At 61.5% G+C, this 20,693-nt stretch carries 21 protein-coding genes and 2 tRNA genes; 17 read left to right on the top strand and 6 right to left on the bottom strand.

The genetic code is table 11. The features are described from left to right. Positions 1-186 precede the first annotated feature (186 nt). The gene (locus JL39_RS28745) at positions 187-3,702 is read right to left on the bottom strand and encodes a PAS domain-containing hybrid sensor histidine kinase/response regulator (protein WP_037158889.1); all 3,516 of its coding nucleotides are present in this window, start codon (positions 3,700-3,702) and stop codon (positions 187-189) included. Positions 3,703-3,899: 197 nt separating this feature from the next. Here JL39_RS28745 and mscL point away from each other — a divergent pair, with 197 nt between their 5' ends. The 4 genes from mscL to JL39_RS28725 all read left to right on the top strand — a co-directional run bounded on the left by mscL (position 3,900) and on the right by JL39_RS28725 (position 7,640). Beyond that, a complete protein-coding gene (gene mscL / locus JL39_RS28740) occupies positions 3,900-4,325 on the top strand; it encodes a large conductance mechanosensitive channel protein MscL (RefSeq protein ID WP_037158886.1) in 426 nt (141 codons plus the stop codon). 115 nt (positions 4,326-4,440) lie between these two features. Further along, a complete protein-coding gene (locus tag JL39_RS28735) occupies positions 4,441-5,610 on the top strand; it encodes a pyridoxal phosphate-dependent aminotransferase (protein ID WP_037158883.1) in 1,170 nt (389 codons plus the stop codon). Between the two features lie 146 nt (positions 5,611-5,756). After that, entirely contained in the window at positions 5,757-6,791 is a 1,035-nt protein-coding gene (galE, locus tag JL39_RS28730) for a UDP-glucose 4-epimerase GalE (protein WP_037158880.1), read from the top strand. A gap of 81 nt (positions 6,792-6,872) precedes the next feature. Beyond that, positions 6,873-7,640, top strand: a complete 768-nt coding sequence (locus tag JL39_RS28725; RefSeq protein ID WP_037158877.1) for a polysaccharide deacetylase family protein — start codon at positions 6,873-6,875, stop codon at positions 7,638-7,640. Between the two features lie 121 nt (positions 7,641-7,761). Here the strand turns inward: JL39_RS28725 and JL39_RS28720 are convergent, their stop codons facing one another. After that, a complete protein-coding gene (locus tag JL39_RS28720) occupies positions 7,762-8,160 on the bottom strand; it encodes a DUF1236 domain-containing protein (protein ID WP_037158874.1) in 399 nt (132 codons plus the stop codon). Positions 8,161-8,339: 179 nt separating this feature from the next. Next, positions 8,340-9,101, bottom strand: a complete 762-nt coding sequence (locus JL39_RS28715; protein ID WP_037159972.1) for a DUF1236 domain-containing protein — start codon at positions 9,099-9,101, stop codon at positions 8,340-8,342. Between the two features lie 513 nt (positions 9,102-9,614). Between JL39_RS28715 and JL39_RS28705 the strand changes: the two genes are divergently transcribed. After that, positions 9,615-10,340 carry a hypothetical protein gene (locus JL39_RS28705; RefSeq protein ID WP_152601298.1) on the top strand — a complete coding sequence of 242 codons (726 nt, stop codon included), beginning with the start codon at positions 9,615-9,617 and terminating at the stop codon, positions 10,338-10,340. On the opposite strand, the gene JL39_RS28700 is transcribed toward JL39_RS28705, so the two are convergent. The 3 genes from JL39_RS28700 to JL39_RS28690 form a co-directional block, all read right to left on the bottom strand. Beyond that, positions 10,314-10,985 carry a response regulator transcription factor gene (locus JL39_RS28700; RefSeq protein ID WP_037158866.1) on the bottom strand — a complete coding sequence of 224 codons (672 nt, stop codon included), beginning with the start codon at positions 10,983-10,985 and terminating at the stop codon, positions 10,314-10,316. The genes JL39_RS28705 and JL39_RS28700 overlap by 27 nt on opposite strands. Next, on the bottom strand, positions 10,985-12,385 hold the full coding sequence (locus tag JL39_RS28695; RefSeq protein WP_037158863.1) for a sensor histidine kinase: 1,401 nt from the start codon (positions 12,383-12,385) through the stop codon (positions 10,985-10,987). Before JL39_RS28695 ends, JL39_RS28700 begins: the two co-directional genes overlap by 1 nt. Positions 12,386-12,578: 193 nt before the next feature. Beyond that, positions 12,579-12,653 (bottom strand) — tRNA-Thr (locus tag JL39_RS28690). Between the two features lie 155 nt (positions 12,654-12,808). Here JL39_RS28690 and JL39_RS28685 point away from each other — a divergent pair. The 12 genes from JL39_RS28685 (at position 12,809) to JL39_RS28630 (ending at position 20,536) form a co-directional block, all read left to right on the top strand. Beyond that, a complete protein-coding gene (locus tag JL39_RS28685) occupies positions 12,809-13,039 on the top strand; it encodes a hypothetical protein (RefSeq protein ID WP_052183163.1) in 231 nt (76 codons plus the stop codon). Between the two features lie 108 nt (positions 13,040-13,147). Beyond that, positions 13,148-14,440, top strand: coding sequence for a UDP-N-acetylglucosamine 1-carboxyvinyltransferase (murA, locus tag JL39_RS28680; protein ID WP_037158860.1), 1,293 nt, complete (start codon positions 13,148-13,150; stop codon positions 14,438-14,440). A gap of 142 nt (positions 14,441-14,582) precedes the next feature. Further along, positions 14,583-15,425 carry an oxidoreductase gene (locus JL39_RS28675; protein WP_037158858.1) on the top strand — a complete coding sequence of 281 codons (843 nt, stop codon included), beginning with the start codon at positions 14,583-14,585 and terminating at the stop codon, positions 15,423-15,425. Positions 15,426-15,515: 90 nt separating this feature from the next. Further along, complete coding sequence (locus JL39_RS28670) at positions 15,516-15,947, top strand: DUF2948 family protein (RefSeq protein WP_037158855.1); 432 nt, start codon at positions 15,516-15,518, stop codon at positions 15,945-15,947. 55 nt (positions 15,948-16,002) lie between these two features. Beyond that, positions 16,003-17,316, top strand: a complete 1,314-nt coding sequence (hisD, locus tag JL39_RS28665) for a histidinol dehydrogenase (RefSeq protein WP_037158852.1) — start codon at positions 16,003-16,005, stop codon at positions 17,314-17,316. 3 nt (positions 17,317-17,319) lie between these two features. Beyond that, the gene (locus JL39_RS28660) at positions 17,320-17,793 is read left to right on the top strand and encodes a UPF0262 family protein (RefSeq protein WP_037158850.1); all 474 of its coding nucleotides are present in this window, start codon (positions 17,320-17,322) and stop codon (positions 17,791-17,793) included. Positions 17,794-17,795: 2 nt separating this feature from the next. Beyond that, a complete protein-coding gene (locus tag JL39_RS28655) occupies positions 17,796-18,275 on the top strand; it encodes a low molecular weight phosphatase family protein (protein WP_037158847.1) in 480 nt (159 codons plus the stop codon). A 128-nt stretch (positions 18,276-18,403) separates the two neighbouring features. Beyond that, positions 18,404-18,622 carry a translation initiation factor IF-1 gene (infA, locus tag JL39_RS28650; RefSeq protein ID WP_004435948.1) on the top strand — a complete coding sequence of 73 codons (219 nt, stop codon included), beginning with the start codon at positions 18,404-18,406 and terminating at the stop codon, positions 18,620-18,622. A gap of 26 nt (positions 18,623-18,648) precedes the next feature. After that, positions 18,649-19,269, top strand: coding sequence for a Maf-like protein (locus JL39_RS28645; protein WP_037158844.1), 621 nt, complete (start codon positions 18,649-18,651; stop codon positions 19,267-19,269). Between the two features lie 75 nt (positions 19,270-19,344). Further along, on the top strand, positions 19,345-19,560 hold the full coding sequence (yacG, locus tag JL39_RS28640) for a DNA gyrase inhibitor YacG (RefSeq protein WP_037158841.1): 216 nt from the start codon (positions 19,345-19,347) through the stop codon (positions 19,558-19,560). A gap of 183 nt (positions 19,561-19,743) precedes the next feature. Then, a tRNA-Phe gene (locus tag JL39_RS28635) sits at positions 19,744-19,819 on the top strand. A gap of 150 nt (positions 19,820-19,969) precedes the next feature. Then, complete coding sequence (locus JL39_RS28630; RefSeq protein ID WP_037158838.1) at positions 19,970-20,536, top strand: DNA-3-methyladenine glycosylase; 567 nt, start codon at positions 19,970-19,972, stop codon at positions 20,534-20,536. The last annotated feature ends 157 nt before the right edge of the window (positions 20,537-20,693 follow it).

The raw sequence follows: 20,693 nt of genomic DNA, 5'->3' as shown, positions 1-20,693 counted from the left end.
GGCTGGCGCCGGTCGGTCCGTAAGGCCTCTCCGGGCCGGGAACTTACCCGCCTAAACGTCGAAAAAAGCCTGAGGGTTCCGTCTGCAAATCGGTAAGCACGGTTCTTCTAGACAGTTTAAGCAGGATCGAGCGTAAACTGTGCGTGATGACCCTACGATGAACGGAAGGTTGGCCGGTGTTCAGGTCTATTCCGCCGCGACGCGTTTCAGGCCTGCAACCTGTGTGAGGTAGGCGCGCAAGGCGGCGGGCTTGACCGGCTTGTGCTGCACGCTGATGTCGTGCCTCTCCGCTTCGGCCCGGACTTCCGGCGTCCGGTCGGCGGTGATGAGCAATGCAGGGATCTCGGCCTGATATAGGGCACGCAGCTTCAGAATCGCATTGATGCCATCTCCATCGTCGAGATGGTAATCGGCGATGATCACTTCAGGCGGCGGTTCGCGATGGTCGAGGATGTCGTCCAGGGCCGCAATCGAAACCGCCTGGCCGACCGTGCAGCCCCAGCCGGTGATGAGCAGTGCCATGCCTTCAAGAATTCTCGGTTCGTTGTCGATGCAGAGGACGCGCAGCCCGTTGAGCGGCTGCGAGCGCTTGCGGCGTTCGGGTTGATCGGCGGCGCGGACTGTCTGCTGCGCCAAGAGATCCATGGGCACCTGAACGCGAAATATCGTGCCGCGACCGGGCGTCGAGGCAAGTCGGACGGGATGGTCCAAGACGCGGGAGATGCGATCGACGATCGACAGGCCAAGCCCGAGCCCTCCCGCCGTCCTTGCGCCTTCGTCCAGTCGTGCGAATTCCTTGAAGACAGTGCGGAACTTCGAAGGGGGAATGCCGATGCCCGAATCCAGAACTTCGATGACCACCTGGTCACCCCGCCGGCGCGCGCCCACGAGAACTTTGCCGCTGATCGTGTATTTGATCGCGTTGGAGACGAGGTTTTGCACCAGACGGCGCAGAAGATTGGCGTCCGACCGAACCCGCAGCGACGTCGGAACAACAACAAATTGCAGGTTCTTCTCGCGCGCCATGGGTGCATAGTCCGTCTCGATGCGACGGAAGAGATCCTCGAGCGGCACGGATGTGAAGCGCGGCTTCATCGCCCCCGTATCCAGCCGGGAAATGTCGAGCACTGCTCCGAGGATCGACTCGACCGATTCCAGGGCGGAATCGATGTTGTGGACCAGCACGCCATTTGAGTCGGAAGCGCCGAGCCGCTCGACCAGTGCGGAGGAATAAAGCCGGGCGGCATTGAGCGGCTGAAGGATATCGTGACCGGCGGCGGCGAAGAAGCGGGTTTTGCCGATATTGGCTTCGTCGGCAGAAGCCCGGGCCTCGGCGAGTTCATGATTTACCCGCATCAACTCGGCCGTGCGCTCGCCGACGCGCTGTTCCAGCGTCTCGTTCGCCTGTTTCAACGCCCTGTCGGCGGCGACACGTTCGGAGATATCGGTAAAGGTTGCGACGATGCCCTTGTCAGGCATGGCATTGGAGCGCACTTCGATGATCCGGCCCCCACCATTGAGAACGAGGGAGAAAGGTGCATCGAGCGTCTGGAACTGACGAATCACCTCCGTCTGGTCGGAGGCTGGAATGTCGCCGCGGTCCGAGAGGATGGCGACGATGTCCGCAAGGGGGAAACCCACCTGGCCCACCTGTTCGGGCAGGTCGAGCAGATTGCGGAAGCGTCGGTTCCATATGGTGAGCCGTTCGGAACTGTCGAAGACGGCGATGCCCTGGTCCATCTGCGAAAGGGCGGTCTGCAGCATGTCCTGGTTGTATTGCAGCGCTTCGCTCGCCTGGTCGAGCAGCCAGGCGGTGTCGGCATTGGTGTCCTCGGCCTTTTGCAGGATGAGCGACAGCACGAGCCGCGCGGAGGAGGAGCCGATCGCGCTGCCGAGCAATTGCTCGGAGAAATGGATCATCGCCATGTCGGCCGGCTGGTCGTCGCTGAACGTCCGTCCGGCTGTTTGCTCGTAATTGGTGAAGGATCGCCGCATGCGCTCCTCGCCGAGATAGCGGGCGATCGCAGCTTTCAGGTCTCCGACGCTGACGCGGGTCTTCCAGCCGCGCGTGGCGAATTGCGAGCGCACGTGCCGCTTGACGAAGATGCCGGCCTGGATGCGCTCGACCGGCCGCGGGTTGCGCGACATCGATCCAAGTACGAAGGCAAGCGTATTGAGCGTCAGGCTGAAGATTGTGGCATTGACCAGCGCGTCCGTCTCGGGTCCGGAGAAGATGCCGGTACCCGGGAACAGGAAGTTGAGGACGGCCGAGGCCACGTGGGAATTGTCCGGGCCGCCGAGGCTGGGCAGGAAGAGCAGATAAGCCCAGGCAAGGAAGCCGAATGACATGCCGAGGATTGCTCCCCGGGCGTTCGCCCGCCGCCAGATCAGCCCGCCGAAAAGCGCAGGCGCGACCTGGGCGATCGCCGCGAAGGCCAGCAGACCGATCGAGGAGAGGCCCGACTGGCTGTCCGCCATGCGGTAATATCCATAACCGAGGATCAACACCGCGAAGATCGCCAAACGGCGGATGTTGAGGAGCGTGCGGGTGAAATCCGAGCGCTGGCCGGAGCGCGCTGCCATCAGCTTCTGCCGGAGGAAGATCGGGATTATGATGTCGTTCGACACCATGATCGAGAGCGCCACCGATTCGACGATCACCATGGCGGTAGCTGCCGAAAAGCCGCCGATGAAGGCGATGAGGGAAATGACCTTGAGTTCGCCGGCCAGAGGCAGGGTGAGCAGATAGAGATCAGCATCGCCGATGCCGCCGAAGGTAATCAGTCCCGCCATTGCCGCGGGCAGTACAAAGAGATTGATCGCGATGAGATAGAGGGGCAGCAGGGTACCGGCGACCCGTCGCTCTCGGGCTGTTCGGTTCTCGACCACCGTGACATGGAACTGCCGCGGCAGCAGGATGATCGCGAAGGCGGAGAGCGCGATCAGGACGAGCCACCGGCTGAGCGGCGTCTGATAGGAAAGCGACGAACTGACCAGAAGGTTTTCCGACGCCTTGGTGAAGAGATCGGCGGGCCCGTCGAACAGGATGAAGAGGACGGAGACGCCGACCGTCGCAAAGGCGAGCAGCTTGACGACCGATTCCATTGCGACCGCCAGGATCAACCCGTCCTGATGCTCCGTCGCATCCGTGTGCCGGGTGCCGAACATGACCGCAAAACAGGCCATGAGGATTGTCACGATCAGCGCGAGATCGACGAAATAGAGATTGCCGCTGCCTAGCCCGTAATCCGATGGGTTGACCATGACGGCGACCGAACTCGACACCGCCTTGAGCTGAAGCGCGATATAGGGAATGGCGCCGACGAGCGCGATCACCGCGACGATCATCGCAACGGTGGAATTCTTGCCGTAGCGGGCGGCGATGAAATCCGCGACCGATGTGAGTTTCTCGGCTTTGGCGAGCTCGATGATGCGTTTCAGCACCGGCATGCCGAGCGTGAAGGCCAGGATTGGGCCGATATAGATGCCGGTGAATTCCAGCCCTCTTTGCGAGGCAAGCCCCACGCCGCCGAAATAGGTCCAGGAGGTGCAGTAGATCGCAAGGCTGAGCGCATAGACGACCGGCCGGCCGTTTTTCGGCACGCCGAAGAGACGGCTTCGCCGGTCCCCAAAACTGGCCACTGCGAAAAGCAGTAGGACATAGGCGAAAGCCGAAACAAAAATGACCCAGCCTGGAAGCATGGCTCCTCCCCGCGGAAATTGCGGTGGCCTGAACATTAGGGGAAAAGCATGCGCTTGGAAATCAGCGGCGCCATCGGCAAAAAGTCCAATAGACGCCCATGATTAAGCCCTTGGACATCCGCATCTTTTCAGGTCGGGCGTTTGCGCTATGTTGTACATCGTCGCAACCTGGAAAGCGGGGCTATAGAACCATGTCAATGATCAGCGAATTCCGTTCCTTCATCGCCAAGGGCAATGTGATGGATCTCGCCATCGGCATCATCATCGGTGGCGCCTTCACCGGCATCGTCAATTCGCTGGTGAACGACGTCGTGATGCCGATCGTGGGGGCCATCACGGGCGGCGGTTTCGACTTCTCCAATTATTTCCTGCCGCTGTCGAGCGCGGTGACGGCTCCGAACCTCGCAGCTGCGCGCGAACAGGGCGCCGTCTTTGCCTATGGCAGCTTCATAACGGTGCTGATCAACTTCCTGATCCTCGCCTGGATCATCTTCCTCATGGTCAAGGGCGTGAACAGACTGCGCGTGATAGAAGAGAAGAAGCCGGCAGAAGCCGCGCCCGCCCCGCCGCCCGCCGACGTCCAGCTTCTGACGGAGATTCGCGATATCCTGAAAACAAAGTGATCTTTTGATCACATTTTCAGGAATCATCATCGGAATCGATTGCCGGCTCACGGATTATCATGGGATTTTCTGGCCTCCCTGAGTTAGAGAAGGGGAAACAGGTCAAGGAAATCCGATGTCGATCATTGCCAGTCTCAGTCCTCGCGCCGTCTCCGCGCCTGAAAGCGGGATCGTCGAGATCATCAATCATGCTCGCGGCCGCGAAGGTCTGATTCCGCTCTGGGCCGGCGAAGGGGATCTGCCGAGCCCGGACTTCATCAACCGGGCGGCAACCGAAGCGCTGATGGCCGGCGAGACCTTCTATACCTGGCAGCGGGGCATTCCCGAGCTTCGCCAGGCGCTGTCGGACTATTATGCCCGGCATTTCTCCGTCTCGCTGCCGATCGAGCATTTCTATGTGACCGGTTCCGGCATGCATGCGATCATGCTTGCAGTCCAGGCCATCGCGTCGCCGGGCGACGAAGTGATCTACCTCTCGCCGACCTGGCCGAACATCATCTCGGCGATCGATATTTCCGGCGCGCATTCGGTCGGCTTGCCGCTCGACTTCGCGGGCGGCCGCTGGTCGCTCGATCTTGCCAAGCTGGAAGCGAGGATCACGCCGAAGACCAGGGGCCTCTTCATCAACACGCCCGCCAACCCGACCGGCTGGACCGCGACGCTCGAAGATCTGAAAAACATCCTGGCGCTCGCCCGCAGGCATGGGCTCTGGATCATCGCCGACGAGATCTATGCCCGCTACTATTATGGCGGCGCGGCCCGTGCTCCGTCTTTCCTCGACATCATGGAAGAGGGTGACCGGATCATCTTCGCCAATTCCTTTTCCAAGAACTGGTCGATGACCGGCTGGCGCGTCGGCTGGCTGGTGGCCCCGCCGGAAATGGGCCAGGTCATCGAGAACCTGGTGCAGTATTCCAATTCCGGCGTCGCGCAGTTCCTGCAACGCGGCGCGGTCGTGGCGCTCAATGAGGGCGACGAGTTCGTCCAGGCGAATATCGACCGGGCGACCAAGGCGCGCGATATCCTCTGCGATGCCCTGATCGCCACCAACCGGGTCGAGACCCTGAAGCCCGATGGCGCGCTCTATGCCTTCGTGAAGGTGGACGGCATTACCGACAGCCGCAAGGCGGCGCTCGACATCGTCGACAAGATCGGCGTGGCGCTGGCGCCGGGCTCGGCCTTCGGCAAGGGCGGGGAGCTTTTCCTGCGCGCCTGCTTCCTGCGCGATCCGAGGCAGATCGAGGAGGCCGCTGCGCGCCTTTCCGATTACATCAAGCGCCTCTGAGACAGTTCGTTAAAATTCGAGCGAATTGCTCAAGGGTGGATTTGCCCTGATGGAAGATAAACCCGGCAGGCCTATCGCCGGGTAAGCATTGTTGAAGATCGGCCATGGTTTGCTCCTGCCAAAGATAAAAGGCAGGGAAGAAGAGCATGGCGGTTCTGGTAACGGGCGGTGCAGGTTATATCGGCAGCCACATGGTTTGGGCTTTGCTCGACGCCGGGGAGGACGTCGTCGTCCTCGACCGGCTTTCGACGGGCTTCCGCTGGGCAGTCCCTGCTGACGCGCGGTTCTATCTCGGCGATGTCGGCGATCGCGCCATCCTCAGACAGATCTTTGCCGAGAATGATATCGACGCCATTCTGCATTTCGCGGGCTCGATCGTCGTGCCGCAGTCGGTAGCCCATCCGCTGGACTATTACGAAAACAATACCGGCAACACGCGCCTGCTGGCGGCGGCGGCGGTCGAGGCCGGCATCCGCCACTTCGTCTTCTCTTCGACCGCTGCCGTCTATGGCGACCAGAGGGACGACACACCGGTGCTGGAAAACGCGCCGCTCAATCCGAAGAACCCCTACGGCCAGTCAAAGCTGATGTCCGAGATGATGCTTCGGGATGCCGCAGCCGCGCATGACTTCCGTTTCGTGGCGCTGCGCTACTTCAACGTTGCCGGGGCAGACCCGCTGGGGCGGGCAGGCCTGTCGACCGAGGGCGCAACACATCTCATCAAGATCGCCTGCGAGGCGGAACTCGGCAAGCGGCGTGGCGTCGATATCTACGGAACCGATTATCCCACGCCGGACGGGACCGGCATTCGCGACTATATCCACGTCTCCGATCTGGTGGACGCGCACCTGAAGGCGCTGAGCTACCTGCGCCGCGGCGGGGAGCCGCTGATCGCCAATTGCGGCTACGGCCGGGGTTATTCCGTTCTCGAAGTGCTGGAAGCGGTCATGCGTGCCGGCGGCCGCAAGTTTGAGATCCGCTACGGGCCTCGCCGGCCGGGCGATGCGGCAAGCGTTGTCGCCAATTCGACGCTGGCGCGCCGGTTGCTCGACTGGAAGCCACGCCATGACGATCTCGATCTCATCGTTGAGACGGCCATTGCCTGGGAAAAGGGGTTGGCCGCGCGCAAGGCCGGCGATCTGCGGTCGCTGCAGCACCGTCTTGCATCAGCCCGGTTCTGAGGCTTCGGCACCGGCCAATCGGTCGCATGGCGTTATCGAGGTATTGGGGATAAGCGGAGCGCGTCCCCACACAGGTATTCCATGCGACGCCTCCTCCTCTCCGCTCTTTGTGTACTCCTTCCTTTTGCAGCCTGGGCCGAAGACGTCCCCCGGCACAGGAACGGCATGCACGGTACCAAACTGGTCGAGCCGCATCTGCATCTGGCGCGTTCGGGCAATTTGAACCGCGCAAGGATAGCCTTGACCTTCGATGCCTGCATGGGACAGGCGGACGAGCGGATTCTTTCGGTACTCGTTCGTGAGAGAATTCCGGCGACGATTTTCGTCACGGCTCGCTGGCTCAAGAAAAACCCGCAGGCGGTCGGCATCTTCCTGCAGAACCTCGATCTCTTCGAACTGGCGAACCACGGCCAGAACCACGTACCGGCAGTCGATACGCCCGCTTTGATCTATGGCATTGCTGCTGCCGGCTCGCCGGAGGCCGTCCGGGGGGAAGTGCTCGGCGGCGCCGAAGCCATGCTGGCCGCCGGCTTGCCTGCGCCCAAATGGTTCCGTGGTTCGACCGCGAAATACGATCTCTCCGCGATCCGTCAGATCCGCGGCATGGGATACAGGATTGCCGGTTATTCGGTGAACGGCGATGACGGATCGCTGCTTGGCGCCGCCGCCGCCGAAAAGCGTATCGCTGCGGCAAAGGATGGCGATGTCGTGATCGCCCATATCAACCAGCCGACTCATGCGGCGGGTGAGGGCGTGGCCCGTGCGCTTCTTGCACTCAAGCGGAAAGGTGTGGAGTTCGTGCGCCTTTCGGACGTGGATGACATCGGCGACGACGATACGACGCAGTGATGGGCTCAGGATCGCGGGATGGTCATGTGTTGCAGATGCCGGATCGCTGAACCGATCCGGGATAAGCAAAAGGGGAGGGCTGTTCCCAGCCCTCCCTGATTTCGGCTGTCCGTGATCCGGATCAGCGGATTACCTGGACGACCGTGCGCGTCTGCGGATCGACGATCACGCGTTCCTGGTTGACGACTGCGTACGCATACTGCGGCGCATCCGGGACCGGAGTGAGGACAACGGTCTGCGGGATGGGCTTGCCGACCACGATCTTCTCCTGGATGACGACCGGATCTGCCGGAATTGGTGCCTGTTCGACATAGGTGACGACACGCGGCGGCGGCGGATCGATGGCCGTGCCGGCAATCGCCCCTACGACCCCGCCGACAGCAGCGCCAACCGGGCCGCCCACGATCGCGCCGGTGACGGCGCCGCCCGCCGCACCATTGACGGTACCCTGCTGGGCGGATGCGGCAGGGGCGAGGATAGCCAGTACCGCGGCGGAAAGAACGATGATCTTGGTGTTCATGGTATTCTCCTTTGAGTTTGGGGAGACGACCGCGATTCGCGCTCAGTCTCCGGGTTTGGTCGAGACCGGTTGTTTCGTGACGGGGTCGGGTGTCTCGATCCTTGGCAGGCTCACGCTACTTGTGTGGATCGCTGCCGGTTCTCCGTCATTCATGGTCCTTCTCCCGTGAATCCCGGGCGTCAGCCGGTCAGGATGTAGACAACCTCATGGGTTGCGGGTTCCACGATGATGATCCGGCCATCGGCGAGAACGAAATATTCGTAGCCGCGGTAAGCCGGGACGATTTCCACGATGCGCGGCGGCAGCGGATGGAGTTCCACGGTCTGCGGCACGGCCACCCCGACACTCACATCGACGTCGATATCAGCAGGTTCGACCCTGTTCTCAACGAGGACATTACGGATCTCGGTTTTCTGTTCGGTCGAGATGTCGATGCTGCCGGTGGTTTCGCTTGACGGGCGATCGGTGGCAGCTCGATCCGGGTCCTGCTGTTCCGCGCCGTCGTTCTGGCCAGCGCTATCGCTCGTTGCAGGCGTGCGGGTTTCCGAACCGGAGCCGCTCCTGGCCGTTGTCGAGCCATCCGTCTCGCCAGGCTGGTCTGTCGGCTGTTGTGCGGTATCGCTGCCCTGCGTGTTCGGGCGCTGATCCGTACCCTGGCTTTGGGCATTTGTCGAACCGTTGTCCGTACCCGGCTTAGGCTGCTGCTGCGCGGAGCCTTGCATGCCCTGCGATGGTTGCGCCTGGCTTGGAGCGCCCGGCGTCATCGTGCCGGACGAGCCCTTGTCGCCGGAAGTCCCTCGGCGGGGCAGGATGGGGGCACCGGAACCTCCGCCGCTCTGTCCTGCGGAGGGAGATTCAGTTTGTGCGATTGCCGGCACCGCAGAGAGCGTGGACCCAGCAAGGAGCGCCATTGCGAGCGTATGCTTTATCAACGGTTTCATGGGTGTTTCCTCTATTGTTTTCATGTCGCCTGCGAGGCTCTGCATGAGCCGCAATGCCTTTTTCCAACGAGGTCTGGGACTGTGCGTTCCGCCTTTTGGGCTTCAGTCGGCCCTAAGGTCGGACTTCAGTCCCGATGTGGTTTAGGTCTTTGGTCCGATAGGTTGACGCAAAGGTCCAAGGGGGCTGAAATCGCGGAACCGTGCTCGTAGAATGCGGTTGATCCTGAAGCTTTTTCAGGAGGTTCCGTCACAGACACAGGGCCAGGCACGGAGGTTTTGATGTCCGCGGCAGAGGACTTCATTGCTGCCACCGAAACGTTCGCGGCCAATGACTTATGGAAGCCGGATTCCTGCGCGATCATCGGTCCCTTTCAGCGCAGAACCTTGCCCGCCGATCGCCGTGCGCGGTCGGCGGGTCCTTTGACCGAGGCGGAACCATCGGGAGAGATGTTCGGTTTCCTTGAGGAGGGCCGATGCCGCGAATGCAGGGAACGATGAAACCGGGAGTCGAACATGTCTACGCGTAGATTGTTTGTTTTAAGTGGGGCGCTCGCTGCGATCTTTGCAGCAGCCATGCCCTTCAAGCTGGCCGTTGACGCGAATGGCGTGCCTTGCCTCGCTGCCTCGTCCGCCGCAGCAAAGGACAGTGACAGCGACAGCGGTGACAGCGACAGTGGCAACGGCGGTGATAATGACAGCGCGGGCAATGGTGATAATGGGGGCGCTGGCAGCGGCGGGAGCGGAAACAGCTCCGGCAAAGGCAATGAAGGGAATGATGCCGGCAGCGTCGGCGAAGGCGCTGCCGACGACGGTGACGCGGGCGACGGCGCGAACGACAGCAGCACGGATGCCGGCAACTCCGCTTCTGGCACTGCTGGCAAATCACAAAATGACGGCAGCACCGGCAGCGGTTCCGGCACTGGCACTGGCGCCGGTACAAGTACAGGCAAGAGCCCTTCTACAGGCAAGAGCGCTTCGGACAAGGCCGATAAACCTGCTGCCAACAGCCAGACAGCGGGGCAGCGTTCGCCAACGCAGCCGGCGACACCGGCGGCCCGTTCCAAATCGGATGTCAAAGTCGACGTTCGGGGAAATTCGATTACCGTACGCCACGGTAACGGCGCGACGGAACGGATCTCCCAGGGGCGCTACGAGATGCGCGACTCGCGGTCGCGCACGATCGTCAATCGGCAGGCCACTCCTTCCGACACGTCACGATTGCGGTCGTTCGGTCGTTGAGCGTTGGACGGTGGCGTCGCGAAGGGCCAGCGCCGCTTCCGTACGGTTGGAGACCTTCAGCTTCGAGAAGATGCGGGTCATGTGGTGCTTGACCGTCTTTTCGTGAAGATCGAGTTCCCGTGCCACACGTTTGTTGCTGAGGCCCGATGCGACGAGGTTCAGCACCTCCTGTTCCCGATCGGTGAGTTCTGCCATCGGATCGGGCTGTTCGACGGCTTCAGCGGATGCTGAAAGTCCGGCGATCAACTGGGCCGAAAGGGCCGGCGAGACATAACTCCCCCCGGCGGCAATGGTCCTGACGACTTCTGCAAGTCCTCTCGAACCGATCCCCTTGAGAACATAGCCTTTCGCGCCGAGCTTGAGCGCCTTGGTGATGTCGTCGCTCGCTTCCGAGACGGTCAACATGACGATCTTCAGAGTGGGACAGTATTCGAGTGCATCGGTTATGGTTTCGAGACCGCTTCCAGGCATCGAGATGTCGATCAGCATGACATCCGGGCAGAATTCCCGCGCGATGCGGATCGCATCGTCCCGCGATCCGCCTTCCCCGACAATCTCGAAATCCTCGATCTCGCTGAAGCTGCGCGTAACGCCCTCCCGGAACAAGGGGTGATCATCAACGACCGCGATTTTGACTGCTGTCATTAGGCCTGCTCCATTTCCTGCACGTTCAGAGACATCCTGACCGTGGTTCCGCTTTTCGATGTGAAAATATTGAATGTGCCGCCAAGGCTCTCGATCCGTTCCCTGAGCCCGGCAAGCCCCAGGCCGTCCGGACCAACCGAAGCGGGATCGAAACCCGGTCCGTGGTCGGCCACTTCAATCACGACATTGCCATTGTCGAAAGTCTGGCGGACGCTCTGGTCTACGCCGCCACCATGCCGGAAACCGTTGTTGAGGGCTTCCTGTACGAAGCGGTAGATGCAGATCTTGGCGGAAGGAGGGAGAGGTTTGGAACCGTTGGTCATCGACAACGCGACATCGAGTCCCGTTCGCTGACGATGGGCGTCGACGGCGCGCTTCAGGACATCCGGGAGTTCGGCGGTTTCGATCTGCGGCAGCACGAGCCCGCTGCATATGCTGCGGATCTCGTCCATCGCCTCGTCCAATCGGGCTTTGATCGTGGAGACTTCCTTCTCGCGCGCCTGGTGCGGCGTGCGGGGATCCGTAAGGAGCCGGCTGTCCACGCGCAGGGCGGCATAGGCGACGAGCTGGGCCGGGCCGTCATGCAGGTCGGCGCCGAGCCGGCGCAGATAGCTTTCGTTAAGCGCCGTCGCGCGCAGCGAGGCACGCTGGGCCTTGGCATGCAGCGCCTTGTTCTGCGAGAGCAGTTCGGAGAGTTCGGTAACACGCTGGGTCAGCGCCTGCTGCTGATGGTCGATGATGCGGCTGCCGCGGAAGACGATTGCCGACAGAAGCAGAAAAAAAGCAAGCGTGACACCGAAAACCGCAAGCCAGCTTCTAAGCTGCGCCTGGTGGAGGCTCTGCTGGAATTCGTCTGCGACTTCATAGAATTCCGAGACCGCGACAACCTCGCCCGACCAGGGTTGCAGGATGGGGTTGTAGATTTCGAGGAGCGGATCGTCCCTCGATCGTTCGGACGCGTCTTGCGGATCCGCAAAGCCGAACTGCGCGACCATCTGTCCGGAGAACGCCGTCAGGAGGTCCTCGCCTGGATCGAGCCGCTTGCCCACCATGCTCTTGTCGGGAGTGGCGTAGAGGACGGTTCCATCCTTCCGCCAGAGCCTGAATGAGACGACCTTGCCGCCGAGCGCACCCTGGCCGAAGGTTTCGTCGAGCGCTCGGGTCGTGACGTCGTCGAGCCGCTGGCTGGTCTTCATGTCGGGGAGCAGCGGCGCGATGATGCTGTCGACGTAGAGCGCAGTCGATGCTGCGGAATTGCGGGTGACCGCAGCTTCGATGAGCGTCGTCACATACGCTCCGACGAGCATCATGGCTGCAAGCGAAACCAGCCCGCCGGCGATCAGGAACTGCCGGGCAAGCGATTGATTGTTCCAGCGATCGAGAATTCCGCGAAGTGGCATCAAACAGGCGTCAATTAGTTGTTCCCAAAGCTCGCACAGTGCGAGCGGATGCCCGGCAACGCATGAGGGTGCCAACTCGTTGCATCAGCGTGAGAATATTCCGTGGCGTAGCTGTGGCGAGACACACGGACGAGACAAGTCGTGGGAATGCCGGTACGACAATCGGCGGAGGTTATGTTTTCCGGAAGAAGAATGGTGCTGCTAGAGAGATTTGAACTCTCGGCCTCTCCCTTACCAAGGGAGTGCTCTACCCCTGAGCTATAGCAGCTTGTAGCCGCCGCAAAATCATCGCGTCGTCGGCGAGGGGCCTATTGCCATAGCTTCACCGGGAGCGCAAGCCGCAAATTCCAAGTTCTTTCGTCGGTATGGAGGGAAAACATTGCTTTTGCTTTTGTTGAACCGGCTTTTTGGTTATGGAGAACCATGGCGAATGACCAAGAATTGCCCGATTCGCAGGCCGGAGAGACGAAGGAAACCCGCGGCGACCGCGCGCGTGCGGCGGCAGATGAGCGGGTTGCCAAGCGGAAAGCGCGCGCAGCCGCCAAGCTTCGGGAAAATTTGATGCGCCGCAAGTCACAGGCGCGCGCACGCCGGGCCGGCGAGGCTGATCCCACCCATGGATTGTCTGCCGCAAAAACGGACGAATCATCCTGATCTATGCTGGGCGGACGGGCTTTGGCAATTTCAGCAGACATTGAAGCGGCGGCGGATCTCGTTTAAGGACGCGTCCTTTCGCGCTCTAAGAAGGAAGAGTGACAACTTATGGATCGCATCAGAATCTCCGGCGGCAACGAGCTCAGGGGCACCATTCCGATTTCCGGGGCAAAGAACGCCGCGCTGCCTTTGATGATCGCGTCCCTTTTGACGAGCGATACGCTGACGCTCGAAAATGTGCCGCATCTTGCCGATGTCGAGCTCCTGATGCGCATTTTGGGCAATCACGGCGTCGATATCGCCGTCAACGGACGGCGCGAACGGCAGGAGGACGGCTATTCCCGCACCATCCATTTCACCTGTCGCACCATTGTTGATACGACCGCCCCATATGAGCTGGTCTCCAAGATGCGCGCCAGTTTCTGGGTGATCGGCCCGCTCGTCGCCCGCGAGGGCAGGGCCCGCGTCTCGCTGCCGGGCGGCTGCGCCATCGGTACGCGGCCGGTCGACCTCTTCCTCGAAGCCCTGCAGGCGCTCGGCGCGGAGATCGAGATCGATGGCGGCTACGTCAACGTCACGGCGCCGAAGGGCGGCCTCGTCGGCGCCCGCTACGTTTTCCCGAAGGTTTCGGTCGGCGCCACGCATGTCATGATGATGGCCGCGACGCTTGCCAAGGGCACGACGGTCATCGAGAACGCGGCCCGCGAACCGGAAATCGCCGACCTGGCGAAATGCCTTAACGCCATGGGCGCGAAGATCTCCGGCGCCGGCACCAGGACTATCACCGTCGAAGGCGTCACCTCGCTGTCCGGCGCCCGCCACCGCGTCCTGCCCGACCGTATTGAGACCGGCACCTACGCCATGGCGGTCGCCATGACCGGCGGCGACGTGATCCTCGAAGGCACGCAGGCCGCGCTGCTTGAAAACGCATTGGACACGCTGCGCATGGCGGGTGCCCATATCACCGAGACGGAGAGCGGCCTTCGGGTCGTGCGCAACGGCAACGGCATTCAGCCGGTCGACGTGACGACCGAGCCGTTCCCGGGTTTCCCGACCGACCTGCAGGCGCAGTTCATGGCGCTGATGACGCGGTCATCGGGCGTTTCCAACATCACCGAGACGATTTTCGAAAACCGTTTCATGCATGTGCAGGAGCTTGCACGCCTGGGCGCGAAAATCTCGCTTTCCGGCCAGACGGCGAGGGTGGAAGGTGTCCCCCGTCTGAAGGGCGCGCCTGTCATGGCGACCGACCTGCGCGCTTCCGTTTCGCTGGTGATTGCCGGCCTTGCTGCGGAAGGAGAAACCACGGTCAATCGTGTCTATCATCTCGATCGGGGCTTCGAGCGGCTGGAGGAAAAACTCACCCGCTGTGGCGCTGTGGTCGAACGCGTCAGCGACTGACCGGGTTCCAGGAATCGAAAACGTGATGAAGGACGGCAAGGGTACTGCCCTTGCCGTCCTTTTTTGCATCCCTATGTGTCGGAGGTATCCTGTGTTCTTCCCCGCCTCATATTTCTGATCCAGCATCTTATGGAGATTTCCCATGGCTGATGTTTCCGCTCCCGTATGGTTCATTACCGGCTGCTCGACCGGCTTCGGCCACGAGCTTGCCAAGCTCACCCTCGATCGCGGTTGGCCGACGGTCGTGACTGCTCGCGACAAAAGCCGCGTCGCCGATCTGGCCGATGGCAGGGACAATGCGCTGGCGCTCGATCTCGACGTCACCGATACCGGCCAGATCATCGCCGCCGTGAAGGCTGCGGAGGAAAAGTTCGGCCGCATCGACGTGCTGGTGAACAATGCCGGCTACGGTTACCAGGCGGCGATCGAGGAGGGCGAGGAAGACGAGATCCGCGCCATGTTCGATGCCAATGTCTTCGGCCTCTTTGCCATGACGCGCGCCGTGCTTCCGGGCATGCGTGCACGCCGCAAGGGCCACATCCTCAACATCACCTCGCTCGCCGGCTTCATGGGATTGCCGGGCTCCGGTTATTACGCGGCCACCAAGCATGCGGTCGAGGGTTTCTCCGATGCGCTCGCCTTGGAAACGGCTCCGCTCGGTATCAAGGTGACCTGCGTCGAACCCGGCCCTTTCCGTACCGATTGGGCAGGCCGTTCATTGAGGCAGACGCCGAGCAGGATCGCCGACTATGCCGAAACCGCGGGTGCGCGAATGGCCACGACATCCGGATATAGCGGCAGGCAGCCGGGCGATCCTGTCAGAGCAGGCGAGGCGATGATCCGTGTCACGCAGACGGAGAATGCGCCGCGGCATCTCGTGTTGGGCGCTTTTGCCTATGACAATATCACGCGGAAGCTCGGCGAGCGCCGGTCCCAGATCGAGGCTCTCAAGGATATCAGCCTCGGCGCGGATTTCCCGCAATAGCGGCCAGTTGCTTCTTTCGCTTTCACATCCTATCTCCAGACAAGAAACTTTCGCGTGAAAACGCAACCTTTGAGTGGATATTTGAAAGCGATGACCGAGCTGAAGCTGCTTGCCCTCGACACGGACGATTTAGGCATCATTTCCGCCCATATGCAGGACGCCGTCTTCAAGGTAGGTGACGTCCGCTGGTCGCCGCCGGAAAGGAATTTTTCCCTCGCCGCCAACCGTTTCGTCTGGGAGAAGGCCGGCGAGAAGCGCAAGGGTTTCGAGCGGCACCGCGCCGCCCTGGTGTTCAAACGCGTTGAAGCGGTGCGTTCCACCGGCATCGACCGCAACAGGACGGACGATGTGCTCTCGCTGCTCGCGATCACCTTCACACGCAAGGGCGAGGGGCCGGAAGGCACGGTGGAACTGGTGCTTTCCGGCACGGCCACGATTGCGCTTGATGTCGAATGCATCGAAGTTGCTCTTGCGGATATCGGCGGCGCGTGGGAAACGGCGGTGAGGCCCCGCCATCCCTGATCGGGACCGCCCTGATTGAGATAGAACATCATCTTGAGTTGGAAGGAATATCCGCTTGGCAATCTGGCTGGAGCAGGCATCGCAGGATTTTGAGGCGAGGTTTTCCGCTTTTCTCTCGACCAAACGCGAGGTTTCGGAAGATGTGAACGCGGTGGTGCGTGCCATCATCGATGATGTGCGTGCCCGCGGTGATGCGGCGCTGATCGACTATTCCGCCCGTTTCGACGGCATTGATCTCGCCAAGGCCGGCATCCGCGTGAGCGATGCGGATATCGACGCTGCCGTCGCCGAGACCGATCCCAGGGTTTTCGACGCGCTGAAGTTCGCTGCCGAGCGTATCGAAAGACACCATGCCCGACAGATGCCGAAGGACGATATCTACGAGGATGCGATCGGTGTCGGCCTCGGCTCCCGCTGGACGGCGATCGAGGCGGTCGGCCTTTATGTACCGGGCGGCACGGCGAGCTATCCGAGCTCTGTGCTGATGAATGCCGTGCCGGCCAGGGTCGCAGGCGTGCCGCGCCTCGTGATGGTCGTGCCGGCGAGCGGCGGGAAGATCAATCCGGCCGTACTGGCAGCGGCCCGCATCGCCGGCGTCACGGAGATTTACCGGATCGGCGGCGCCCAGGCCGTAGCTGCACTTGCCTATGGTACCGAGACCATTGCGCCGGTTGCCAAGATCGTCGGTCCCGGCAATGCCTATGTCGCGGCGGCCAAGCGCCAGGTCTTCGGCACGGTCGGCATCGACATGATCGCGGGTCCTTCCGAGGTTCTCGTCATCGCCGACGGGGAAAACGATCCGGCCTGGCTGGCTGCCGATCTGCTTGCCCAGGCGGAGCACGATCCCGGTGCCCAGTCGATTCTCATTACCGACGATGCCGGCCTCGGCAAGGCGGTGGAAGCGGCCGTCGAGCGGCAGCTCAAAACCCTGTCGCGTTCGGAAACCGCTGCTGCAAGCTGGCGGGATTTCGGCGCGATCATCCTCGTGCCGGATCTGAAAGCCGCCCTGCCGCTCGCAAATCGTATTGCTGCCGAGCATCTGGAACTCGCCGTCGCCGATCCCGACGCGTTGATGCCGGGCATCCGCAATGCCGGCGCGATCTTCATCGGCCGCCATACGCCGGAAGTGATCGGCGATTATGTCGGCGGATCCAACCACGTGTTGCCGACGGCGCGTTCGGCGCGCTTTTCCTCGGGCCTCTCGGTGCTCGATTTCGTCAAGCGAACCTCGATCCTGCGTTTAGGGCCGGATCAGCTTGGTCAACTCGCGCCAGCCGCAATCACGCTTGCCCATTCCGAAGGGCTCGACGCCCATGCCAGGTCCGTCTCGATCCGCCTGAACGCCATGCCTCTCAATGATGGGGGCTGACGGATGGGGCGAGGGGACTTCCGGCTCTCGGATGTCGTTCTGGACGACTCGATCGGGCGCTCGACGCCGGATGTGGAACATGAGCGGGCGGTCGCCATCTTCGATCTCGTCGAGGAAAATTCCTTCGAGCCGGTAGGCCATGCCGGCGGTCCCTACAAGCTCAGGCTCTCTCTGGTCGATTCCAAGCTCGTGCTCGGCATCACCACGGAAAAGGGCGAGGAAGTCGCCACCCATATCCTCTCGCTCACCCCCTTTCGGCGGATCATCAAGGACTATTTCATGATCTGCGAGAGCTATTACGAAGCGATCCGTTCCTCCTCCCCGAGCAGGATCGAGGCGATCGACATGGGCCGTCGCGGCATCCACAACGAGGGTTCCCAGACGCTCATGGATCGGCTGAATGGCAAGATCCGTGTCGATTTCGATACGGCGCGACGGCTTTTCACCCTGGTCTGCGTGCTCTATTGGCGTGGCTGATCATGGAAAGCGCCACCTTGCCCGAGACAAGTGTCAAACGACCGGGTGCCATCCTCTTCCTGTGCGGCTGGAACGTCATCCGCTCGCCGATGGCCGAAGCCATTGCAAAACGGCTGCTGCCACCCGATATCTATGTCAAATCGGCGGGGGTGCGCTCCGGCGAGCGGGATTCTTTCGTGGATGTGGTGCTGCAAGAGGTCGGGCTGTCGCTCGGCCGGCATCAGCCTCGGACGCTGGAGGAACTCGAGGATGATTTCTTCGATCTGATCGTCACCCTGACGCCCGAAGCCCATCATGCCGCACTGGAACTCACCCGCGCCAACGCCGTTGACGTCGTCTATTGGCCGACCATGGATCCGACCGCTGCGACGGGTACGCGCGAGCAAAAGCTTCACGCCTATCGGGAGGTTCGCGATCATCTCTGGCGGCTGATCGATGAACGCCTTTCGGGAATGAGCCGGCATCCGGCCGAGACGGCCTGAAAGACATTGAGAATCGCTTTCAAGCGAGGTTCACAAAGCGGACATGATTGTGTAGGTTCCGCGCACATTTCCGGGTGAGCGCACATTTTGCCGCAGCCCGAATTCAACAGCAGGAAGAAAACCTATAGATGGCCAAAGAAGAAGTCCTCGAATTCCCGGGCGTCGTGACCGAGCTTCTGCCCAACGCGACATTCCGCGTGAAGCTTGAAAACGAACACGAGATCATTGCCCACACCGCCGGCCGCATGCGCAAGAACCGTATCCGTGTTCTTGCCGGCGACAAGGTGCTGGTCGAAATGACGCCCTACGACCTCACCAAGGGCCGCATCACCTACCGCTTCAAATAATTGTTCTTACTCCGCGGTGGTCTCTCATGGCGCTGGAACAAAAGCTGATACTGGCCTCCGGTTCTCCGCGCCGTCTCGATCTTCTCAATCAGGCCGGTATCAAGCCTGTGCGGCTGATGCCGATGGATATCGATGAGGCGCCGAAGAAATCCGAGCATCCGCGTTCGCTTGCCCGCAGGCTCTCGACGGAGAAGGCCGAAGCGGCCTTCGCTGCCGTCAAGGGCGATCCGGCCTGGCGGCATAGCTACATTCTCTCGGCCGATACGGTGGTGGCGGTCGGGCGCCGCATTCTGGAGAAGACCGAATACACGGAAGAGGCGTCTTCCGCCCTGCATCTGCTCTCGGGGCGCGGCCATTGGGTCTATACCGGCATCTGCCTGGTGACCCCCGGCGGCCAGTTCCGCCAGAAGGTCGTGCAGACCAAAGTGCGCTTCAAGCGCCTTTCCACCCGCGAAATCGAGAACTATATCGCCTCGGGCGAGTGGCGCGGCAAGGCGGGAGCCTATGCGATCCAGGGCATTGCCGGCGCCTTTGTACAGAAGCTTGTCGGCTCCTATACGAATGTCGTCGGACTGCCGCTTTACGAAGTGACGGCGCTGCTTGCGGGGGAAGGTTTCGACGTAGCGGCGACCTGGCCGGAGGGCTGAGGCCTTCGGCGGATGTGTCGGAGGCCGGCTTTTGCGCTGGCGGTTCCGCGCAAGATACAGGAGTGTTGCAACACAATGGCATCCGAACCGATCAAGACCGGCGGCAAGGTTGAGCCGCTCAGGAAGGCGAGACCCTGCCCGGAATGCGGCAAGCCGTCCTCGCGCGAACATTATCCCTTCTGCTCCGACCGTTGCCGGACGCTTGACCTGTCGCGCTGGTTGAACGGCTCTTACGCCATTCCTGCGGCGGAAGATGAAACCAGGGCGGACCGCTCAGACGAGCGCGAATAAGGGAGCCGAGCTATCGGGCCGCTTGCCTTGCTGTTTTTGTTCGGGAATTTGCGATTTTCGCAAACCTGTCAAAAAAGTGGACCGTAGCGCTGGACATGGCCGAACAAGATGTTATAACCCCGCTCGCTTCCGGGGGCATGACCCCCGCCGGCCTCCGCCGGAAGGCTTTGATGAAGCCTCGATGCCCGGATAGCTCAGTTGGTAGAGCAGCGGATTGAAAATCCGCGTGTCGGTGGTTCAAATCCGCCTCCGGGCACCATTAATCCCTTTAAATTGCTGAATAATGATCGGTAGCGCCAGGTTTTGGGTCGATGTGGCACGGCCGCCGGCAAGGCAGGCGGGGAGACAAATCCCAATGCGGCCTTTATGGATTTGCCGGCAATTTTGTCAGTCGACTCGGGATATCCGTATGGACCAGCAGTTTTTCGACAGAAGCGCGGTCGAGGTCGCACGCGATCTGATCGGCGTCGAGTTTGATGTCGAGGGCGTTGGCGGCGTCATCGTCGAGACCGAGGCTTATGAGCCGGATGATCCTGCTTCCCACAGCTTTCGGGGACCTACGCCCAGGAATGCGGTCATGTTCGGACCGCCGGGGCATGCCTATGTCTATCGCTCATACGGCATTCACTGGTGCCTGAATTTTGTCTGTCGGCCAGGCAGCGCCGTGCTGATCAGGGCGTTGCAGCCCGTCAGAGGCATTGATGAAATGGAAAGACGTCGCGGTCGTTCTGATCCGCTGCTTCTATGTTCCGGTCCGGGCCGCGTCTGTCAGGCTCTCGGTGTAACCATCGAGCACAACGGCTTGCCCTTGCGCCAGCCGCCGTTCGGGTTGGCACGTCCGCAAACGCCGCCACTGGTCGTCACCGGCCGGCGGATCGGCATTTCGCAGGCGGTCGATCTGCCGTGGCGTTTCGGGCTGTCCGGTTCACTGCATGTCAGCAGGAAATTCGCCGGAAAAGGCGGCCTTGCCGTATAGGCCACAAGGTCATTTGCAGCTTCCGGGCCCAGCCGCTGAGGGCGCTGGGGCAAAACCGCAGGGCGGACCGGCCGGATTAAGCTCGCTCCCACCCAACTGCGTAACCTGTGTCTTATCCAAACTAAAACCGGTGTTCCTGCACCTTCTATTAACCTTC

This window comes from Rhizobium sp. YS-1r, assembly GCF_000757525.1.
GTDB lineage: Bacteria > Pseudomonadota > Alphaproteobacteria > Rhizobiales > Rhizobiaceae > Neorhizobium > Neorhizobium petrolearium.
This window is presented reverse-complemented; position numbering and strand designations above follow the sequence as displayed.

What these genes read in the sequence shown, in the direction of transcription:
- JL39_RS28745 (WP_037158889.1), bottom strand. Translation starts at nt 3,702, where the DNA reads ATGCTTCCAGGCTGGGTCATTTTTGTTTCGGCTTTCGCCTATGTCCTA.
- mscL (WP_037158886.1), top strand. Translation starts at nt 3,900, where the DNA reads ATGATCAGCGAATTCCGTTCCTTCATCGCCAAGGGCAATGTGATGGAT.
- JL39_RS28735 (WP_037158883.1), top strand. Translation starts at nt 4,441, where the DNA reads ATGTCGATCATTGCCAGTCTCAGTCCTCGCGCCGTCTCCGCGCCTGAA.
- galE (WP_037158880.1), top strand. Translation starts at nt 5,757, where the DNA reads ATGGCGGTTCTGGTAACGGGCGGTGCAGGTTATATCGGCAGCCACATG.
- JL39_RS28725 (WP_037158877.1), top strand. Translation starts at nt 6,873, where the DNA reads ATGCGACGCCTCCTCCTCTCCGCTCTTTGTGTACTCCTTCCTTTTGCA.
- JL39_RS28720 (WP_037158874.1), bottom strand. Translation starts at nt 8,160, where the DNA reads ATGAACACCAAGATCATCGTTCTTTCCGCCGCGGTACTGGCTATCCTC.
- JL39_RS28715 (WP_037159972.1), bottom strand. Translation starts at nt 9,101, where the DNA reads ATGAAACCGTTGATAAAGCATACGCTCGCAATGGCGCTCCTTGCTGGG.
- JL39_RS28705 (WP_152601298.1), top strand. Translation starts at nt 9,615, where the DNA reads ATGTCTACGCGTAGATTGTTTGTTTTAAGTGGGGCGCTCGCTGCGATC.
- JL39_RS28700 (WP_037158866.1), bottom strand. Translation starts at nt 10,985, where the DNA reads ATGACAGCAGTCAAAATCGCGGTCGTTGATGATCACCCCTTGTTCCGG.
- JL39_RS28695 (WP_037158863.1), bottom strand. Translation starts at nt 12,385, where the DNA reads ATGCCACTTCGCGGAATTCTCGATCGCTGGAACAATCAATCGCTTGCC.
- JL39_RS28685 (WP_052183163.1), top strand. Translation starts at nt 12,809, where the DNA reads ATGGCGAATGACCAAGAATTGCCCGATTCGCAGGCCGGAGAGACGAAG.
- murA (WP_037158860.1), top strand. Translation starts at nt 13,148, where the DNA reads ATGGATCGCATCAGAATCTCCGGCGGCAACGAGCTCAGGGGCACCATT.
- JL39_RS28675 (WP_037158858.1), top strand. Translation starts at nt 14,583, where the DNA reads ATGGCTGATGTTTCCGCTCCCGTATGGTTCATTACCGGCTGCTCGACC.
- JL39_RS28670 (WP_037158855.1), top strand. Translation starts at nt 15,516, where the DNA reads ATGACCGAGCTGAAGCTGCTTGCCCTCGACACGGACGATTTAGGCATC.
- JL39_RS28660 (WP_037158850.1), top strand. Translation starts at nt 17,320, where the DNA reads ATGGGGCGAGGGGACTTCCGGCTCTCGGATGTCGTTCTGGACGACTCG.
- JL39_RS28655 (WP_037158847.1), top strand. Translation starts at nt 17,796, where the DNA reads ATGGAAAGCGCCACCTTGCCCGAGACAAGTGTCAAACGACCGGGTGCC.
- infA (WP_004435948.1), top strand. Translation starts at nt 18,404, where the DNA reads ATGGCCAAAGAAGAAGTCCTCGAATTCCCGGGCGTCGTGACCGAGCTT.
- JL39_RS28645 (WP_037158844.1), top strand. Translation starts at nt 18,649, where the DNA reads ATGGCGCTGGAACAAAAGCTGATACTGGCCTCCGGTTCTCCGCGCCGT.
- yacG (WP_037158841.1), top strand. Translation starts at nt 19,345, where the DNA reads ATGGCATCCGAACCGATCAAGACCGGCGGCAAGGTTGAGCCGCTCAGG.
- JL39_RS28630 (WP_037158838.1), top strand. Translation starts at nt 19,970, where the DNA reads ATGGACCAGCAGTTTTTCGACAGAAGCGCGGTCGAGGTCGCACGCGAT.